The following is a 16,630-nucleotide window of genomic DNA, read 5'->3' on the forward strand; positions in this document are numbered from 1 at the left end:
TTGCCATGCCAGCATGATGAACGCGATCACAATTGTTTACAACTAATTTCTGCCGGTCATAGGGGCTGAACAGTCACCAAAAAAGCACATGGCGAAGGTGAATTTTGGGAGCAGTTCGAAAGCAAACAGATCCGATACTGGGATTCAAAGCGAGCGTGTGCGTTGTAAAATGTATTGCAGGTTGACACGAGTTGAACGCCCCGGTCGGCCGCTGCGGGGCATGGCACGCGGCTGGCACGGGGTCAGTGTCCCAAGGGGGAGGGCAGGGCCGCCGCAGGTAAGCCGATCAAGTACGTCAACTCCAAGGCTTGGCGGGGCATCCTGATGGGGGGCGGCGTCGATTACTTATCGCAGGCACGACCTGCACCACACTTGGCCAAGCTGACTGGCTCAGAACGGCGCGCAGCTTTACGGCCTGCATGAGATGGGCGGATGGAAGTTGGCTGACTCGGTGCGGCGTTACGCACACTTGGCGCCCGCGCAGATGGCCAAGCACGCCGCAGTTGTCGGCGCCATGCTTGCCGAGACTCAAGACACAAGCACGGCACAAGCGAGTAAAAATGGATCAGACCCACAAACAAAAAAAGCAGTTACGATCACTCGTAACTGCTTCATTTTGCTTACTGCGCATTCGTGGTAGGCCGTGCGGGATTCGAACCTGCGACCAACGGATTAAAAGTCCGCTGCTCTACCAGCTGAGCTAACGACCCGAAAGAAGCAAGATTATAGGGGCAGGCAGCGATTCTGTCAAATGCTCACACCCATATATTTTTACATGCGGGATTATTTCAGCCCCGGCAGACGATCGTGTGCAGCCTGAGCAGCAGCCGAATCCGGATACTTGGCAATCAAATCCTTGAGCGCCTTGGTCGCCGCTTTCTTGTCCTTCATCTCCGCGTAGCAAGTGCCGATGTTGAGCATCGCGTCCGGCGCCTTGGCGCTGTCCGGATAAGTGGTCGCCACAACTTGCTGCGCGACGATTGCCTTCTTGCAGTCGCGCTGCGCGTAGTACGCGTTGCCCAGCCAGTACTGCGCGTTCGACGCGTAGCTCGACTGCGGATAGCGCTGCACGAACGCGCCCAGCTGCGTGGCCGCGGTCTTGTAGTCGCCGCCCTTGAAGGTCGCCATGGCGGCCTCGTAGGTGCTCTGCTCGTCGGGCGCAACGGCCGCTTCCTGGCCGTCGATGCTGACCTGGCGCGGCTCAAGCTTGCGGATGCGCGCGTCGAGATCGGTATAAAAATCTTTCTGGCGTTTTTGCGCGGTGACGATTTCATTGCTCAGCACTTCGAGCTGGCCGCGCAGCTTGGCGATCTCGGCCATGGTTTGCTCGTGCTGGTTGACCATCTCCAGCGATACCGTCTTGTCGGCCTTGGTGTCGATGCGCCCGTTCAGGTCGCGCGCGATGCCGTCGACCTTGGCGCGCAGCTCGAGGATGGCCTTGCGCGCTTCGTCATCATTGAGGATGCCGGCGTGCGACTGCAGGGGGAGCCAGGCGGCAAGCGCGAGGCAGGCGGCCGCGAGACGCGGTGTGGCTAGCTTGATCATCATGGTGATTCTTTCAAAACCTGTTGCGGCATAGACGCAAACGGGGAGCGCGACGCATCGCGTTCCCCGCTCTCATGTGGCCGCAAGCAATTCAATTAATAGACGATGTCTGCACGGCGGTTTTCCGCCCATGCCGCTTCGCCGCTGCCCATCGCCTTTGGCTTTTCTTCACCCAGCGACACCGCTTCCATCTGGTTTTCGTCCACGCCCAGGGCGGCCATCGACTTGCGCACCGCTTCAGCGCGCTTTTGGCCCAGCGCCAGGTTGTATTCGGTGCCGCCGCGCTCGTCGGTATTTCCCTGGATCAGGATCTTGCGGCCCTTGTTCTTGTTCAGGTAGCCGGAGTGGCTTTCGACAACTTGCTTGCCGTCGTCGCGCACCACGAAACTGTCATAGTCGAAATACACGCTGCGCTTGGCGAGCGTGCCTTGCGGATCGTTCAAGGGATCAACAGAACCGGTCTCGACGGGACGTACATCGCGCGGATCGGCAACGTTGGTCTTGGGCGCATCGGCGGCGCTGCGGTCCACCACCGGCGGTATTTCGGCCAGCTTGACGGGGGAGCTGCATGCTGACAGCAGGGCAGCGCTCGCGACAATGAATGCAAGACTGTGGAATTTGCGCATAATTTTTCTCCTGGACTGGTTAAAGGTGCTGCTAATCACTTCTGGAACGGGCCCCAGTTGGGTTCCCGAATGTTGCCCGCCTGGGTAGTCAAGCGCTGCTTGACGCGGCCATCGACCGATACCACGGCCAGTGAGGTGCGTCCGCCAGTTTTGGTGGCGTACATGATGTACTTGCCGTTCGGCGAAAAACTCGGTTCCGTGGCGCCGTCGGCCAGCCGCAATTCCTGGCCGCTGGCCAGGTTCATTGCGTACAGGCTGTAGCCGCCGTCGCGCTGCGACACCCAGGCCAGCGTCTTGCCGTCGGACGACACGCGCGGGCTGATGTTGTAGCTGCCATTGAAGGTCACGCGCGTGGCGTTGCCGCCGCTGCTGCTCATCTTGTAAATTTGCGGGCCGCCACTGCGGTCGCTGGTAAAGTAAATCGTCTGGCCGTCGGCGGAGTATTGTGGCTCGGTATCGATGCCGTTGCTGTTGGACAAGCGGCGCACGTTGCCGCCATCGGCGTTCACACTGTAGACCTGGGTGTGGCCATCCTTGGACAGCGCCACCGTCAGTTTGGTGCCGTCGGGCGACCATGACGGGGCCGAATTGCTGCCTTTTTCATTGACCACGACCTTGCGTCCGCCCGTGACCAGGTTTTGCACATAGATCACGGGTTTGCGCTGCTCGAACGAAACGTAGGCAACTTTGCTGCCGTCGGGCGACCAGGATGGCGAAATGATCGGCTCGTTCGAGCGCACCGCGACCTGGACTGCTTCGCCGTCGGCGTCGGCAATTTCAAGGCGATAATCGCGCGCACCGCGGTTTTCGCTGACGTACGCAACACGGGTGGCAAAGGCGCCGCGGGTGCCGGTCAGCTTCTCGTAAATATCGTCGGCAATCTTGTGGGCCGACAAGCGCGTGTACTTGGGCTGCGCGGCCTGGTTCATGGCGGAAAGCTGGGCCGTGTTGACCGTGTCGTGCAGCTTGTAGCGCACCTCGAAGCGGCCGTCGGCCAGCTTTTGCACGCTGCCCACGACCAGCGCATCGGCGCCGCGCGCCTTCCACTGGCTGTAGCTGACCGGGTCGTTTTCCGACATGGCGCCGGCATCGATGACCTTGAACACGCCGCTGCGCTCAAGGTCGGCTTTGATGATGGCAGACACCTGGGCCGGGGCCATCGATTCATCGGCAAAGGCGGCCACGGCGATGGGAATCTGGTTGCTGCCAACGCCGGCAATCTCGATTTTGAGCTGGGCATGGGCGGACGCGCCGGCCAGCAGGCCGACGGTAAACATCAAGGTATGCAGTTTGTTCATTCGGTCTTTCCCGGTGTGTGCAAGGTGATTCAGTCGAGCTCCTTCATCAAGATGCTGACTTCAATAGAGCGCTCTACCGTACCATCTTTTTTCTTTGGAAGTGGTGACGAATTGTTAATGCCGCGTTCTACAGCCTCGTCGAAGGCTCGAATGCCGCTGCTTTTGGTCTTGCGGACGGAGATAATCTCCCCCGTAGGCAATTGTTCGATTTTGAAGGTTGCACGCGGATTGCCCTCTACGTCAGTGTCGCCGTTGTAGGAGGTCGAACGTTTGATCTTGCTGGTGATCGCGGCGACGTAGCCGGCGTCGATCTTGGGTGCGGTGGCGCGTTCGGCGCCGCCGTTGTTGCCCATGCCGCCGGTGATGCGCTTCATCTCCATCTCGCGTATTTTTTGAATCAGTTTTTCGTCGAACAAGTCCTGGGCGGCCTTGGCGGCTTTTTCAGCCTTGGCCTTGTCTGCGAGCAGCTTGTCCGCCAGCGCTTTTTCTTTTTTGGCGGCTAGTTCTTTCTCTTTTTTCTCGGCCAGCGCTTTTTCCTTGGCGTCAAGTTCAGCTACCTCGCGCGCCTTATCCTTGGCCACTTTCTCGTCGGCCAGCTTCTTCTCGAGTAGCTTCTTTTCAAGCAGCTTTTTCTTTTCTTTTTCGCGTTCGAGTGCGATGTCGGGTGTCTTGGGCGCAACCGGCTCCGCCACCTTGGCTACCTTGGGCACCACCGGCTCGGCCACCTTGGGCGGCGGCGGAGGAGGAAGGGGAGGCACGACCTTGGGCACCGGCACCGGGTCCGGCTGGCGCACCGCTTGCGTTCGCGGCGGCGGCGCGGCCGTTTCGGTTTTCATGTCCCACACTTCCGCTTCCACGGCGGTCGGCTCGACGTTCTGCCACTTGATGCCCACCCACAAGAAGGCGAGCAAGCCGGCGTGCACGAGCAGCGCGACAATGATCGCCGGCACCTTGTTCGGTTCCGGCGGAATGGTGTAGGGCACACCGTGGACCGAGATGGGAGTCGTGGATGCCATGGTGTCTGTCACTTGGTGGCCAGCCCAACCCGGGTGATGCCCATTTTCTTGGCTTCCGAAATGAGCTGGATCACGTCGTCGTACTTGCTGTCCTTGTCGCCGGCAATCATGACGGGATACTCAGGATGCTCTTGGTGCAGGTCGCGCAGGCGGCGCAGCAGGGCGGTGCGGTCGGGCATTTTTTCGGGCGCCTGGGTGCGCGCGCCGTTGATGCCGATCGACAGCGTTGCATCGGGCTGAATGATTACCTGCAAGTAGTTATCCGGCGGCAGTGCGGATTTTTGCGCATTCGGCAGATTGATGACGCTCGGGCTGTTTGCGGGCGGCACCACCATGAAAATAATCAGCAGCACCAGCATCACGTCGATGTAGGGCACCACGTTGATTTCAGATTTGAACTTGCGTTTGCGACCGCCGCGCAGGCTGCTGGAAAAGGAAGCCATGGTGTCCTTCGCTTAGCGCGACTGGCGCTGCAGGATGTTCGAAAATTCTTCGACGAAGCTCTCGAAGCGGATGGCGAGGCGGTCGATGTCGTGCGTAAAGCGGTTGTAGGCGACGACGGCCGGAATGGCGGCGAACAGGCCGATGGCGGTCGCGATCAGCGCTTCGGCAATGCCTGGCGCCACGGCGGCCAGCGTGGCTTGCTGCACATTGGCAAGGCCGCGGAAGGCATTCATGATGCCCCACACGGTGCCCAGCAAACCAATATAGGGCGACACGGAACCAACCGACGCCAGGAAGTTCAAATGGGTGTCGAGCGAGTCAAGTTCGCGCTGGAAGGCAGCGCGCATGGCGCGGCGCGCGCCGTCGAGTACGGCGCCGGTGTCGAGCGGGTCGCGCTTGTCCGATGCTTGCTTGCCTTTAATGAATTCGCCCATGCCTGCATCGAAAATGCGCGACAGTGCACCGCTTTGTTCGCGGCTGCGGCTGGCGCTTTCGTGCAGGGTGTTCAGGTTGCCGCCGGCCCAGAAGCTGCGTTCGAACTTCTCGGTCTGGGCGCGGGCTGCGCTGATAGCGAAGCTTTTGCGGAAAATATAGGTCCAGCTCATCAGGGAAACTATCAGCAGCAGTGCCATGATCAATTGCACGATCAGGTGGGCATGGGTGATCAGCGCGATAAAGGAAAGGTCTTGGGGTGCGTTCATCGGGTTCGCTATTCTATCGAGTGGAGTGAATCAGGCGGGTCGCATTTTAGCAGCGGTAGCAGGGGGCAGGGGGCGTGGACGCAGCGTCCGCGCATCAACGCAGCCTACCTTGACGCTGGCGCTGGCGAGCAGGGTATCGCCGCGCCAGGCTTGCTGTAAAAATTGAATGGAGGCGCCGCCAAGTTTTTGTATGCTTAGCGTTAAGTCTATTACATCGTCGAGCTTGGCTGGCGCGTGGTAGTCAATGCTTGCGTTTTTGACGACGAAAATGGCGCCGTCGGAGTCCGCCAAGGCTTGCTGGTTGACGCCGGTCGCGCGCAGCCATTCGGTGCGCGCGCGCTCAAAAAATTTCAGGTAATTGGCGTAAAAAACGATGCCGCCCGCGTCGGTATCTTCGTAGTAGATGCGGACTTGCCAGGTGAATGCTGAGGGCATGTCAGGGTCATGAGTCAAGGTGGGAAACATTCTAATCGATTTATCTGGGCGAAATGTAACGAAGCGTACATAGCCGGGAGGAGGGCAGGCTTAAACATGGGGTGGGAGCCAACTACTTTTCGACGACGCAATTCACCGATACAATGCTAATGAGTCGTGGTCCTTACGAGGATGTTACAAAAGAGTCGTCGTGGACTGTAGGTCGGACAAGCGCGAAGCGCGCATTCCGACACTGCATGCGTCGCGTTGACGCTGGCAATGTCGGAATGCGCGCTTCGCGCTTTTCCGACGATTTGCAAGAGCCGCGTGCGCAATCACGCTGTAGTGAAAGCGCTGTCCTTGACATTCGAGCAGTTTTGCCGCTGTAAGCGGGTTCCCTGGCAACACTACAACGCTACGCCACCACATCCCGCTTGATCGTAAACGGCGAAAACCCCTGGCACACCGGCATCATCTCGATCGTATTGATATTCACATGCGGCGGCAGCGTCGCCACCCAATACGCCGTCTCGGCAATATCGCTCGCCGTCAACGGCTGGGTGCCTTCATACACCTTGGCTGCAGCCGCGTCGTCGCCCTTGAAGCGCACGTTCGAAAACTCGGTCCCGCCGCACAAACCCGGCGCCAGATTGGTCGCGCGCACGCCCGTGCCCACCAGGTCGGCCCGTAAATTGAGCGTAAACTGGTCCACGAATGCCTTGGTTGCTCCGTACACATTGCCCCCAGGGTAGGGATAATGTCCGGCAACCGACCCCAAGTTGATAATCAGCCCGCTGCCGCGCTCGACCATCGCCGGCAGCAGGGTGCGCGTCATGGTCACCAGCCCCGTGCAATTGGTGGCGATCATGGTTTCCCAGTCTTCCAGCGGCGCTTCGTGCGCAGGTTTGGTGCCCAGCGCCAGGCCGGCATTGTTGATCAGCACATCTATCTGGCGCCATGACTGCGGCAGCATCGACATCGCCTCGTTGATCGAATCCTTGCAGGTGACATCCATCACCAGCGGCAACGCCAGGTCGCCCAGTTCGGCCGCCAGGGCGTCGAGCCGCTCCTTGCGGCGCCCGCTAATCACGACCTGATGGCCGTTTTTTACGAACGTACGTGCCATTTCGGCGCCAAAACCTGCCGAGGCGCCTGTAATAAAAACGATCATTTCTCACATCCCTACAGTGGGGTAACCAACAAATTGTAGCCGATGTGTCCTTCGATCCGGCGCGCTGTCACCTTTGCAAGCCCTTTCCTTGCCCAAATCAAGGGTTTAACTTACAATTTGGCCTCCATTACGTCTCACGTAACTGGCGAAAAGTCGCGGCGAGGTCCTTGCCAGTCGGCGAAAGGTGGGCTTCCACCGGGGAACGTGAGATTTCATCAGCCGTTCGCCTGGGCAGCCACCGATGGAAGCGCACGATGAGGCTGCCTGTCCTGTTTCCGACGGTATTCCTCATTCGATCCTTACAGTCAGGTGCCTCGCACTCTTATCGATTGGAGTTTTTCATGTTTGCAAAAGATCACACGCTCGCCAATGTTGACCCGGAATTGTGGGCCGCAATTCAAAAAGAAAACACCCGCCAGCAAGATCACATTGAGCTGATCGCCTCCGAGAACTACACCTCGCCTGCCGTTATGCAAGCCCAGGGCTCGCAGTTGACCAACAAATACGCCGAAGGCTATCCAGGCAAGCGCTACTACGGCGGCTGCGAATTCGTCGATATCGCCGAGCAGTTGGCGATTGATCGCGTCAAGCAATTGTTTGGCGCTGAAGCGGCCAACGTGCAGCCTAATTCCGGTTCCCAGGCCAACCAGGGCGTGTTTTTCGCCATGCTCAAACCGGGCGACACCATCATGGGCATGTCGCTGGCCGAAGGCGGCCACCTGACCCACGGCATGGCGCTGAACATGTCGGGCAAGTGGTTTAATGTTGTTTCCTACGGCTTGACGCCGGAAGAAGACATCGACTATGACGCTATGGAAAAACTGGCCCATGAGCACAAGCCGAAGATGATCATCGCGGGCGCCTCGGCGTTTTCGCTGAAAATCGACTTCGAGCGCTTCGCCAAGGTCGCCAAGGATGTGGGCGCTTACTTCATGGTCGACATGGCGCACTACGCCGGCCTGATCGCCGCCGGTGTCTACCCGAACCCGGTGCCGCACGCCGACTTCGTCACCTCGACCACGCACAAGTCGCTGCGCGGCCCGCGCGGCGGCATCATCCTGATGAAGGCCGAGCACGAAAAGGCGATCAACTCGGCAATTTTCCCCGGCATCCAGGGTGGCCCGCTGATGCACGTGATCGCCGGCAAAGCCGTTGCCTTCAAGGAAGCGCTGGAGCCTGGCTTCAAGGAATACCAACAGCAGGTCGTCAAGAACGCCGACGCCCTGGCCAAGGCGCTCATCGCGCGCGGCCTGCGTATTGTTTCCGGCCGCACCGAGTCGCACGTGATGCTGGTCGACTTGCGCGCCAAAAACCTGACGGGCAAGGAAGCCGAAGCCCTGCTCGGCGCCGCGCACATGACGTGCAATAAAAACGGCATCCCGAACGACCCGCAAAAGCCGTTCGTCACCTCCGGCATTCGCCTGGGCAGCCCGGCGTTTACCACGCGCGGCTTCAAGGAAGAAGATGCCACCACGGTCGGCAACCTGATCGCCGACATCCTCGACAACCCGGGCGACCAGGCTGTGGTGGAGCGCGTCAAGGCCGAAGTCAAGAAGCTGACCGACAAGTACCCGGTCTACGCTTCTTAAAGCCAAGCGAAGCGCCGGCGCCCACATGAAATGTCCTTTCTGTCAGCATGAAGATACCCAGGTCCTCGACACGCGCGTGTCCGAGGAGGGCGATTCGATCCGGCGCCGGCGCCGCTGCGCCAAGTGCGACAAGCGCTTCACGACCAAGGAACGGATCGAGCTGTCGATGCCGATCATCGTTAAAAAGAACGGCAGCCGCACCGATTTTGCGTCGGCCAAGCTGCGCGGTTCGCTGATGCTGGCGCTGCGCAAGCGCCCCGTGTCGGCCGAAGCGATCGACCTGGCCGTGGCCTCGATCGAGGAAAAGCTGCTCACCAGCGGCCAGCGCGAAGTCGATACCAATTACGTGGGCGAACTGGTCATGGCCGAACTCAAACGGCTCGATAAGATTGCCTACATCCGCTTTGCCTCCGTCTACAAGAACTTCGAGGACCTGGCCGAATTCCAGGATGCCATTGCCGAAGTCGGGCAAGAGCGCAAACCCCGCAAATAAGTCCCTTCGCACTGTTGAGCCATCTCATCGGCGGCTTTGTCACGCCTGATAACTTGGTGCCCAAGCGATCCAGATCAATGCAAGGTAGCGAACTCTGCAGTGTAAATGCAGGGGCCGCACCGTGCTTGGCTGCCGCGCGTTCAACGTTGCGGAGGCTCTGGTGCAAGCAAAACAGGTTGGCGGCTTTACCCTCATCGAAGTGCTGGTGTCCATCCTGGTGCTGGCCATCGGCGTGCTGGGCGCCGCCGGCGCGCAGCTGGCCGCGCTGCAAACGCGCCAGGCCACCGCGCTCACGTCGGCAGCGGTGCAACTGGCCGGCTCGCTGGCCGACCGCATGCAGGCCAACGCGCAACAGTCGCGCGGCGGCGACGCGCTCAATGCCTACCTGCAGCTCCATTACGACGCGCTGACCGACGGCCCGCCCGCGCCCCCTGCTGCGCCGTGCTATGCGGGCGCCGACTGCAACAGCGCGCAAATGGCTGCCTTTGACCTGTACGAAATTTCGCAGGCGCTGCATGCGGGCTTTCCCGGCGCTCGCGTCACCGTTTGCCGAGACGCCGCCATCGTGGCCAAAGGGGCCAAAGGGGCCAAAGGGGCCAATACGCTGGCCTGGCCGTGCGCGGGCGGGCTCAATGCGCCCATCGTCATCAAGCTGGGCTGGCGCACGCGCAGTACGGACGCCGGCGCCGAGGCGCAGTTCGCGCCGATGGTGGCCATCGTCGCGGGAGCATCCTCATGAAGCGCGAGCGCGGTTTTACCATCAGCGAGCTGCTGGTGGCCGTGGCCGTCGGCGCCTTCGTCATCCTGATCGCCGCTATGACGCTGGTGTCTGCCAGCGCCAGTTATGTGGCCCAGACCGAGGCCGCCATGGTCGACGACGCCGGGCGCTTTGCGCTGGCCGCCATCGAGCGGGCGGCGCGCCAGGCCGGCTTTGCCGACCTTGACCGCGACGACGCCGCCGGCGAGCCCGACCCAGCCGCACCGCCCTTCATCATGGGGCTGGACGCCGCATCGCTTTCGTCTGACAGCGATGCGCTGACCAATCCGCGGCCGGCCGCCATCAATGGCAGCGACGTGCTGGCGCTGCGCTTTGCCGGTTCGGGCAAGGCCGGCGGCGACGGCAGCGCGCTCACGTGCGCCGGCTTCACGGTCGGCGCCGGGCAGGAGGGCTGGAGCATCTTTTATGTCGGCAGCAGCGCCAAGGGCGAACCTGAATTGCGCTGCAAATACCGCGGCGCGAACAACTGGAGCGCCGAGGCGGTGGTTGGTGGTGTGGATTCGTTCCAGGTCCTGTACGGGGTTGACACCGATGCCGTCGCGGACGGGCAAGCCAACCGCTTCGTTAGCGCCACCGACATTACGGCGCACGATGCCAACCTGGCGCCAGAGGCCGACAGCATGGGAACGATCGTGCCCGACACATGGTGGAAGCGCGTGGCGAGCATCAAGGTGGCGCTGGTGCTGCATGGCGCGCGGCGCAGCAAGGGCGTGGGCAGTGCTGCGGTGTTCGACCTGTTTGGCGCGGCCTACAGCGCTGCCGCCCCCGGCGACCTGGGCGTGCACGTCGAAAAGGCAAACATGGCGCTGCCGCTGCGTGATCGCGAGCGGCGCACATTCTCGTCCACTATCCAATTGCGCAATGTGGCGCACTGAGGGCAGGATGCGTTCTCATCGCCTCCGCACCCATCGTTCACCAGCCGCCGCGCAACAAGGCGCTGCGCTGTTTGTCACGCTGTGCATCGTGGTGGTGCTGATGCTGCTTGCCGCTTCCATGGTGCGCACCGCGCTCAATGCGGAACGCTCGGCGCGCGGCGAGCGTGATCGGCAAATCGCACTGCAAGGGGCCGAGGCGGCATTGCAAGACGCTGAACACGATATCGAAGGCGGCGCCGATCCCGCGTCCAAGCGGGCGGCCATGTTCGCGGACGGCAGCGCCGAAGGGTTCGTTCAGGGCTGCGGGGCGGGGCAGGACAATCCCGAGCTCGGGCTTTGCCTGCGTTCGCTTGAACCTGCGCCGGCGGCGTGGCAGAGCGTGGCGTTGGCGGGCGGAGCCGAAGGGGAAGGCTCGGGCAGCATCAGGACGGTGGAATACGGGCGCTTTACCGGAGCGGCCATGCCGTATGGCCGCGGCGCACTGCCGGCGCGGCTGCCACGCTACATCATCGAACTGATGCCGTATGCGCGCGCGGGCCACGATGCGGGCAGGCGCACCCAAAATTTTTATCGCATCACCGCCATTGGCTTTGGCGCCACTGAATCGACCCGCGTCGTGCTGCAGGCGTTTTACCTAAAGGCGGGGGCGAACGCATGATCGCCGCGCGCGCATGGGCCGTGGCTTGGGCCATCGTTTGCCTGCTCCTCGTTGCCATCGGCGCAGGCGCGGCGCCCCAACTGCTGGTGCCGCCCGGGCGGCTGGGGCAAGCCGACACGGCCGGGCCCTTGGCCGCCTGGCATGGCGAGGACGGCGTGTCATTCCTGATCCAGGCCGGCGGCGATATCGCCTCTGCGTCGGGCACGCTGCAAAGGCGCTCGTTCACCGTCAACGGTGACGGCACGATTCACTATGCGGCCGAGCCGGCGTGGGATGCGGCGGCGCTGCTTTCAAGCGGTGCAGTCAGGGATATTTTTACGGGCGATCCGTCCGGCGCGACGGTCCCCTTCACCTGGGACAAGCTGGCCGCATCCACGCGCCTGCTGCTGGACCGGCCACAACCTGGCGCCGCTGCCGACGGCCTGGGCGAACTGCGCACCGCCTTTGTGCGCGGCGAGCGTGCGCGTGAACTGGGGCAACCGCAAGGCCAGTTCCGCAAGCGCACCGGCGTGCTGGGCGACATCGTCAACAGCATCCCGCTGATCGTCGGCTCGCCACCGGCGGACACGCCCGACAACGCGCATGCAGCGTTTCGCGCGCAGTTCAGGGAGCGCGAGCTGGCGGTGTATGTGGGCGCCAACGACGGCATGCTGCATGCGTTTTCCGCCGTTACCGGGGCCGAGCTGTTCGCCTATGTGCCGGGGGCGCTGGCTTCCCGTCTGGCGGCCTTGAGCAGCCCGGCCTACCAGGGCCGCCCCTACGTGGACGGCAGTCCGGGCGTTGGCGACGCGCGCGTGGGTGGCTCCTGGCGTACGGTGCTCGCTTCTGGCATGGGCATGGGCGCGCGCGGCCTGTTCGCGCTCGACGTCACCGACCCGGCCCGATTCGCCCAGGGCTTGCGCGGCATATGGGAGTTCACCGACGCGGATGATCCGGCGATGGGCCACGTCAGGCAGGCGCCCTTGATCGCGAAAATCAATACCGGCAAGAGCGTGAGCGACGCTTCGCTCCGCTACTACGCGCTTGTCTCCAGTGGCTTGAACAACCTCGCCGCTGACGGCGCCGGCGCCTTGTTCCTGCTGTCGCTGGACAAGCCTGCGTCGCAACCATGGCAGCGAGCCGTCAATTATTTCAGCATCGCCACGGCGGGTGCTGGCGGCGCTCTGCCCAATGCCTTGTCGGCGCCGGCACTGGTGCTGGCCGGCGACGGCAGCGCCAGCCGTGCTTACGCCGGCGACCTGCACGGCAACCTGTGGCGCTTCGACTTCAATGCCATGGCCGCGCATCGCTTGTTTACCGCGCGCGACGACAGTGGCGCGCCGCAGCCGATCGCCCATGCACCCAAGGTGGTGTTCGCCCCCGGCGGTGGCTACCTGATTTTATTCGCCACCGGAAAACTGATCGAGGCGAGCGACTTGCTGCCGCCTTCATTTACGCAGCAGTCCGTGTATGCCATTCTGGACGCTCCGGGGGCGCGCGACGGCGCCGTGGTCCGCTCGCAGCTTGCCCCCCGCACGCTGTCCGCCACTTCCACCGGCTATGCAGTCAAAGGTGGGCGCTTCACCTACTTTGGACCGGATGCCAAAAAAGGCTGGTGCTTCGATTTTCCCAATGCCCGCGCCGAAGGCGAGCGCGCCGCTGGCGCGCCCGTTTCCATTGACGGCGCCATCGTCGTCGCCAGTTCGGCTGCCGCAGCACAAGAAGACGCGGCACCGGTCAGTCGCCTGTACGTGCTCGATGCGCTGACCGGCTTTGCCTATGACGCTGCGAGCGGCGCCCGGCCCGATGCCGCGACCGGCATGCCAGCCCCGTTTGACCCTTCGCTGCCATTGCTCTTCATCAGTTCCGTCTTGTCCAAGGGCGAACGCGCCCCGACCGGCGGCGCCACCGCCACGCACCGCGTCACGCTGGTCGCGCCGCAAGCGGGGACGCGCGCGGCGCCGGTGCCAGCCATCGAGGTGCGCCGGCGGGCAGGGCGCCTGGGCTGGCGCGAAGTGAGCAACTGGCAGGAACTGCATCAAGCGGCAACCGGAAAACAGCGATAACCCAACGAGGACCTGATGAAACAACGCAGCGGCTTTACCTTGATCGAACTCATGATCGTGCTGGCGATCGCGGGCCTGCTGGCAGCGGTCGCCTATCCCAGCTATGCCAGCTACATGACAGGCGCGCGCCGCATGGAAGGGCAGACCGCGCTGCTCGCGGCCTTGCAAAAGCAGGAGCGCTACTATGCCCAGCAAAATACCTATGTCGCTTTTTCGTCGGAGGAAAGCGGACCGGGCGCCGCGCATTTTCACTGGTGGTCGGGCGCGAGCGCTGCACAAAGCGCGTATGAACTGAGCGCCCGCGCATGCCCCGGCGTGCCGCTGCAGCGCTGCGTCGAACTGCGCGCCGTTCCCGGCACGCCCAAGGTCGACCAGAATTTCCGCGACGCCGACTGCCAGACCTTGACCCTGAACAGCGTCGGCCAGACCGGCGCCACCGGCCCCAAGAAGCGGTGCTGGCCATGAGGCATGGCGGCGCCACGCTGGTTGAACTGGTCGTCGTACTGGCGATTATGGCGGTGCTCGCGTCGCTTGCCTTGCCAAGCATGCGCGACATGCTCGAGGCGCGCCGGCTCGACACCGCTGCCGTTGACCTGTACGGCGCGATCGACCTGGCGCGCTCGCAGGCGGTGGCGCGCGGCGACCGGGTGCAGCTCGTGCCCCTTGAGCCGAAGGGCGCCAACTGGGCCGAAGGCTGGGTGGTGTTCGTCGACCGCGACGGCGACCGCCGACCGGGGCCGGACGAAGAGATCATTTCCAGCCATGGACCGCTGGCCGGCGGCATCGTGGTCAGCTTTAATTTCACCAGCAACAAGCTGCCTTACTATATTGCGTACAGCGCGTCCGGACGCAGCTGCCGCGACACCAGCAGCCTGGCGGCGCGCTGGGGCACCATTTCGCTGCACCAGGAGGGGCGAATCCGGCGCATCAAGATCAACATGCTGGGACGCGCGCGCATGTGCCGCCCGGAGCAGGACGAGACGTGCGACGGCAAGCAGCCCGGTGGCTGAACGGCGACGGCAAATGCAGCATGGGCGGAGAGTACAGGCGACAGCACAAGCGATCGCACAAGCGACAGCGCAAGCGGCGGCATTGGCGTAAAATTCAGGCCAGTCATCAACGTCCTGGACCTTTGTGCACATACATAACGACTCGGAAGGCATGCAGCTTGCGCTCGAATGGGCAGCCAAGGGCATGTACACGACCGCGCCCAATCCACGCATCGGCTGCGTGATCGTCAGGGATGGCGTCGTCATTGGCGCCGGCCACACTCAACCAGCCGGGCAGGCGCATGCCGAGATCGCGGCCCTGCGCGACGCCGAGTCGCACGGCATGGACGTGCGCGGCGCGACCGCCTACGTCACGCTCGAGCCGTGCAATCATTTCGGGCGCACGCCGCCGTGTTCGGACGCGTTGGTGCACGCGGGCCTGGCTCGCGTGGTTGCGGCCATGGTCGACCCGAATCCGTTGGTGGCCGGGCAGGGACTGGCCAAGCTGAAGGCAGCCGGCATCGACGCCAGCGCCGGCCTGATGGCCGAACAGGCCTATGAACTCAACATCGGATTTTTTTCGCGCATGCGGCGCGCTCGCCCGTGGGTGCGCCTGAAAGCTGCCGCCAGCCTGGATGGCATGACGGCGCTGCACGGCGGCGAAAGCCAGTGGATCACGGGCGCACCGGCGCGTGACGATGGCCATGCCTGGCGCGCGCGCGCCTGCGCGATCCTGACCGGCATCGGCACCGTCAAGGCGGACGACCCGCAACTGAACGTGCGCGCGGTGCAAATGCCGCGCCAGCCGCGCCGCATCGTCGTCGACAGCAAGCTTGACATCTCGCTGGACGCGCGCGTGCTGGCCGGGGGCGGAACCTGGATCGTGGCGGCCGTGCCTGACCTTGAAAAGCAGGCGGCGCTGTGCGCGGCGGGGCACGAGGTGATCTTGCTGCCGAACGCCGCCGGCAAGGTCGACCTGCCCGCGCTGATGCGCGAACTGGGCCGGCGCGAGATTAATGAACTGCATGTGGAAGCCGGCGCCAAGCTGAACGGATCGCTGGTGCGCGAAGGGGGCGTTGACGAATTGCTGCTGTACCTCGCGCCATGCCTGATCGGCGACGCGCAGGGCATGTTCGCGCTGCCCGCCTTGCAGCAGCTCGATCACCAATACCGATTGCGTTTTCACGACATCAAACAAATCGGCGAGGACATCCGCGTCCTGGCCCGCTTCACCCAACCCGAGGAATAGAGCAGCATGTTTACTGGAATCGTCGCCGCTGTCGGCAAAATCAGCTCCGTCACACCGCTCGTGGGCGGCACCTTCGCCGGCGTGCGCCTTGAGGTCGATGCCGGCCCCCTGTCGCTGCAGGACGTGGCGCTGGGCGACTCGATCGCCATCAACGGCGCCTGCATGACCGTCATCGAGAAAACCGCAACCGCATTTTGCGTTGACGTTTCGCGCGAAAGTCTCAATTGCACGGCGGGTCTGGACGCGCCCGGTGAAGTCAATCTCGAAAAGGCGCTGACGCTGGCCGAGCGCCTGGGCGGGCACCTGGTGTCGGGTCACGTGGACGGACTGGGGCAAGTGCACAGTTTTGCCGCGATCGGCGAATCGTGGGAGCTGGTCATCGATGCGCCGGGCGCGCTGGCCAAGTTCCTCGCCTTCAAGGGGTCGGTGGTCATCAACGGTGTATCGCTGACGGTCAACCGGGTTGAAGACCTGGACGAGGGCGCCGGCAAGGTGTGCCGTTTTTCCATCAACCTGATTCCGCACACGATCTCAGTCACCACGCTCAAGCATTTAAAGGCAGGCAGCAAGGTCAACCTGGAAATTGACTTGATCGCGCGCTATGTCGAGCGTATGTTATCGCTGTCCAATGTTGTTGGGCAATCTTAAAAATATGTAAAAATCGTGACTGTTCAGCCGCTATGCTGCGAGCTGGATAGGATTGCCTGTGAAGGCCCGAAGCAAGACCTCCAGCATTCCA

General features: G+C 62.8%; 18 protein-coding genes, 1 tRNA gene and 1 riboswitch. Of the genes, 10 read left to right on the plus strand and 9 right to left on the minus strand.

Annotation, left to right across the window (positions count from 1 at the left end; translation table 11 throughout):
- Positions 1-634: 634 nt before the first annotated feature.
- The 9 genes from ACP7BV_RS26515 to ACP7BV_RS26555 all read right to left on the minus strand — a co-directional run bounded on the left by ACP7BV_RS26515 (position 635) and on the right by ACP7BV_RS26555 (position 7,215).
- Positions 635-710: transfer RNA gene (locus tag ACP7BV_RS26515), tRNA-Lys, on the minus strand.
- Positions 711-783: 73 nt separating this feature from the next.
- A complete protein-coding gene (gene ybgF / locus ACP7BV_RS26520) occupies positions 784-1,545 on the minus strand; it encodes a tol-pal system protein YbgF (RefSeq protein WP_426107905.1) in 762 nt (253 codons plus the stop codon).
- A 95-nt stretch (positions 1,546-1,640) separates the two neighbouring features.
- The gene (gene pal, locus ACP7BV_RS26525; protein WP_426107888.1) at positions 1,641-2,171 is read right to left on the minus strand and encodes a peptidoglycan-associated lipoprotein Pal; all 531 of its coding nucleotides are present in this window, start codon (positions 2,169-2,171) and stop codon (positions 1,641-1,643) included.
- Between the two features lie 35 nt (positions 2,172-2,206).
- Positions 2,207-3,469: a Tol-Pal system beta propeller repeat protein TolB gene (tolB, locus tag ACP7BV_RS26530; protein WP_426107889.1), complete on the minus strand. Its 1,263-nt coding sequence runs from the start codon at positions 3,467-3,469 to the stop codon at positions 2,207-2,209.
- Positions 3,470-3,498: 29 nt separating this feature from the next.
- Positions 3,499-4,485, minus strand: a complete 987-nt coding sequence (tolA, locus tag ACP7BV_RS26535; protein WP_426107890.1) for a cell envelope integrity protein TolA — start codon at positions 4,483-4,485, stop codon at positions 3,499-3,501.
- A gap of 8 nt (positions 4,486-4,493) precedes the next feature.
- Entirely contained in the window at positions 4,494-4,928 is a 435-nt protein-coding gene (locus tag ACP7BV_RS26540; protein WP_426107891.1) for an ExbD/TolR family protein, read from the minus strand.
- A gap of 12 nt (positions 4,929-4,940) precedes the next feature.
- Entirely contained in the window at positions 4,941-5,630 is a 690-nt protein-coding gene (gene tolQ / locus ACP7BV_RS26545) for a protein TolQ (RefSeq protein WP_426107892.1), read from the minus strand.
- A gap of 30 nt (positions 5,631-5,660) precedes the next feature.
- Positions 5,661-6,095, minus strand: a complete 435-nt coding sequence (ybgC, locus tag ACP7BV_RS26550; protein ID WP_426107893.1) for a tol-pal system-associated acyl-CoA thioesterase — start codon at positions 6,093-6,095, stop codon at positions 5,661-5,663.
- A 364-nt stretch (positions 6,096-6,459) separates the two neighbouring features.
- Positions 6,460-7,215, minus strand: a complete 756-nt coding sequence (locus ACP7BV_RS26555; protein ID WP_426107894.1) for an SDR family oxidoreductase — start codon at positions 7,213-7,215, stop codon at positions 6,460-6,462.
- 128 nt (positions 7,216-7,343) lie between these two features.
- A riboswitch (ZMP/ZTP riboswitch) is annotated at positions 7,344-7,455 on the plus strand.
- 101 nt (positions 7,456-7,556) lie between these two features.
- Here ACP7BV_RS26555 and glyA point away from each other — a divergent pair.
- From glyA to ACP7BV_RS26605, 10 genes are all read left to right on the plus strand, one after another.
- Positions 7,557-8,804, plus strand: coding sequence for a serine hydroxymethyltransferase (gene glyA, locus ACP7BV_RS26560; RefSeq protein WP_426107895.1), 1,248 nt, complete (start codon positions 7,557-7,559; stop codon positions 8,802-8,804).
- 25 nt (positions 8,805-8,829) lie between these two features.
- The gene (nrdR, locus tag ACP7BV_RS26565; protein WP_426107896.1) at positions 8,830-9,297 is read left to right on the plus strand and encodes a transcriptional regulator NrdR; all 468 of its coding nucleotides are present in this window, start codon (positions 8,830-8,832) and stop codon (positions 9,295-9,297) included.
- 160 nt (positions 9,298-9,457) lie between these two features.
- Positions 9,458-10,036 carry a type IV pilus modification protein PilV gene (pilV, locus tag ACP7BV_RS26570; protein WP_426107897.1) on the plus strand — a complete coding sequence of 193 codons (579 nt, stop codon included), beginning with the start codon at positions 9,458-9,460 and terminating at the stop codon, positions 10,034-10,036.
- Positions 10,033-10,950, plus strand: a complete 918-nt coding sequence (locus tag ACP7BV_RS26575) for a PilW family protein (RefSeq protein ID WP_426107898.1) — start codon at positions 10,033-10,035, stop codon at positions 10,948-10,950. Before pilV ends, ACP7BV_RS26575 begins: the two co-directional genes overlap by 4 nt.
- A gap of 7 nt (positions 10,951-10,957) precedes the next feature.
- A complete protein-coding gene (locus ACP7BV_RS26580; RefSeq protein WP_426107899.1) occupies positions 10,958-11,608 on the plus strand; it encodes a pilus assembly PilX family protein in 651 nt (216 codons plus the stop codon).
- Positions 11,605-13,653 carry a pilus assembly protein gene (locus ACP7BV_RS26585; protein WP_426107900.1) on the plus strand — a complete coding sequence of 683 codons (2,049 nt, stop codon included), beginning with the start codon at positions 11,605-11,607 and terminating at the stop codon, positions 13,651-13,653. Before ACP7BV_RS26580 ends, ACP7BV_RS26585 begins: the two co-directional genes overlap by 4 nt.
- Positions 13,654-13,668: 15 nt before the next feature.
- Positions 13,669-14,118 (plus strand): type IV pilin protein, encoded by a 450-nt coding sequence (locus ACP7BV_RS26590; RefSeq protein ID WP_426107901.1) that lies wholly within the window; start codon positions 13,669-13,671, stop codon positions 14,116-14,118.
- Positions 14,115-14,663, plus strand: coding sequence for a GspH/FimT family pseudopilin (locus tag ACP7BV_RS26595; protein ID WP_426107902.1), 549 nt, complete (start codon positions 14,115-14,117; stop codon positions 14,661-14,663). Before ACP7BV_RS26590 ends, ACP7BV_RS26595 begins: the two co-directional genes overlap by 4 nt.
- Positions 14,664-14,787: 124 nt before the next feature.
- Entirely contained in the window at positions 14,788-15,891 is a 1,104-nt protein-coding gene (ribD, locus tag ACP7BV_RS26600) for a bifunctional diaminohydroxyphosphoribosylaminopyrimidine deaminase/5-amino-6-(5-phosphoribosylamino)uracil reductase RibD (protein ID WP_426107903.1), read from the plus strand.
- A gap of 6 nt (positions 15,892-15,897) precedes the next feature.
- Positions 15,898-16,539 carry a riboflavin synthase gene (locus ACP7BV_RS26605; protein WP_426107904.1) on the plus strand — a complete coding sequence of 214 codons (642 nt, stop codon included), beginning with the start codon at positions 15,898-15,900 and terminating at the stop codon, positions 16,537-16,539.
- Positions 16,540-16,630 lie beyond the last annotated feature (91 nt).

This window comes from Massilia sp. TSP1-1-2 (genome assembly GCF_049896185.1).
GTDB lineage: Bacteria > Pseudomonadota > Gammaproteobacteria > Burkholderiales > Burkholderiaceae_D > Telluria_A.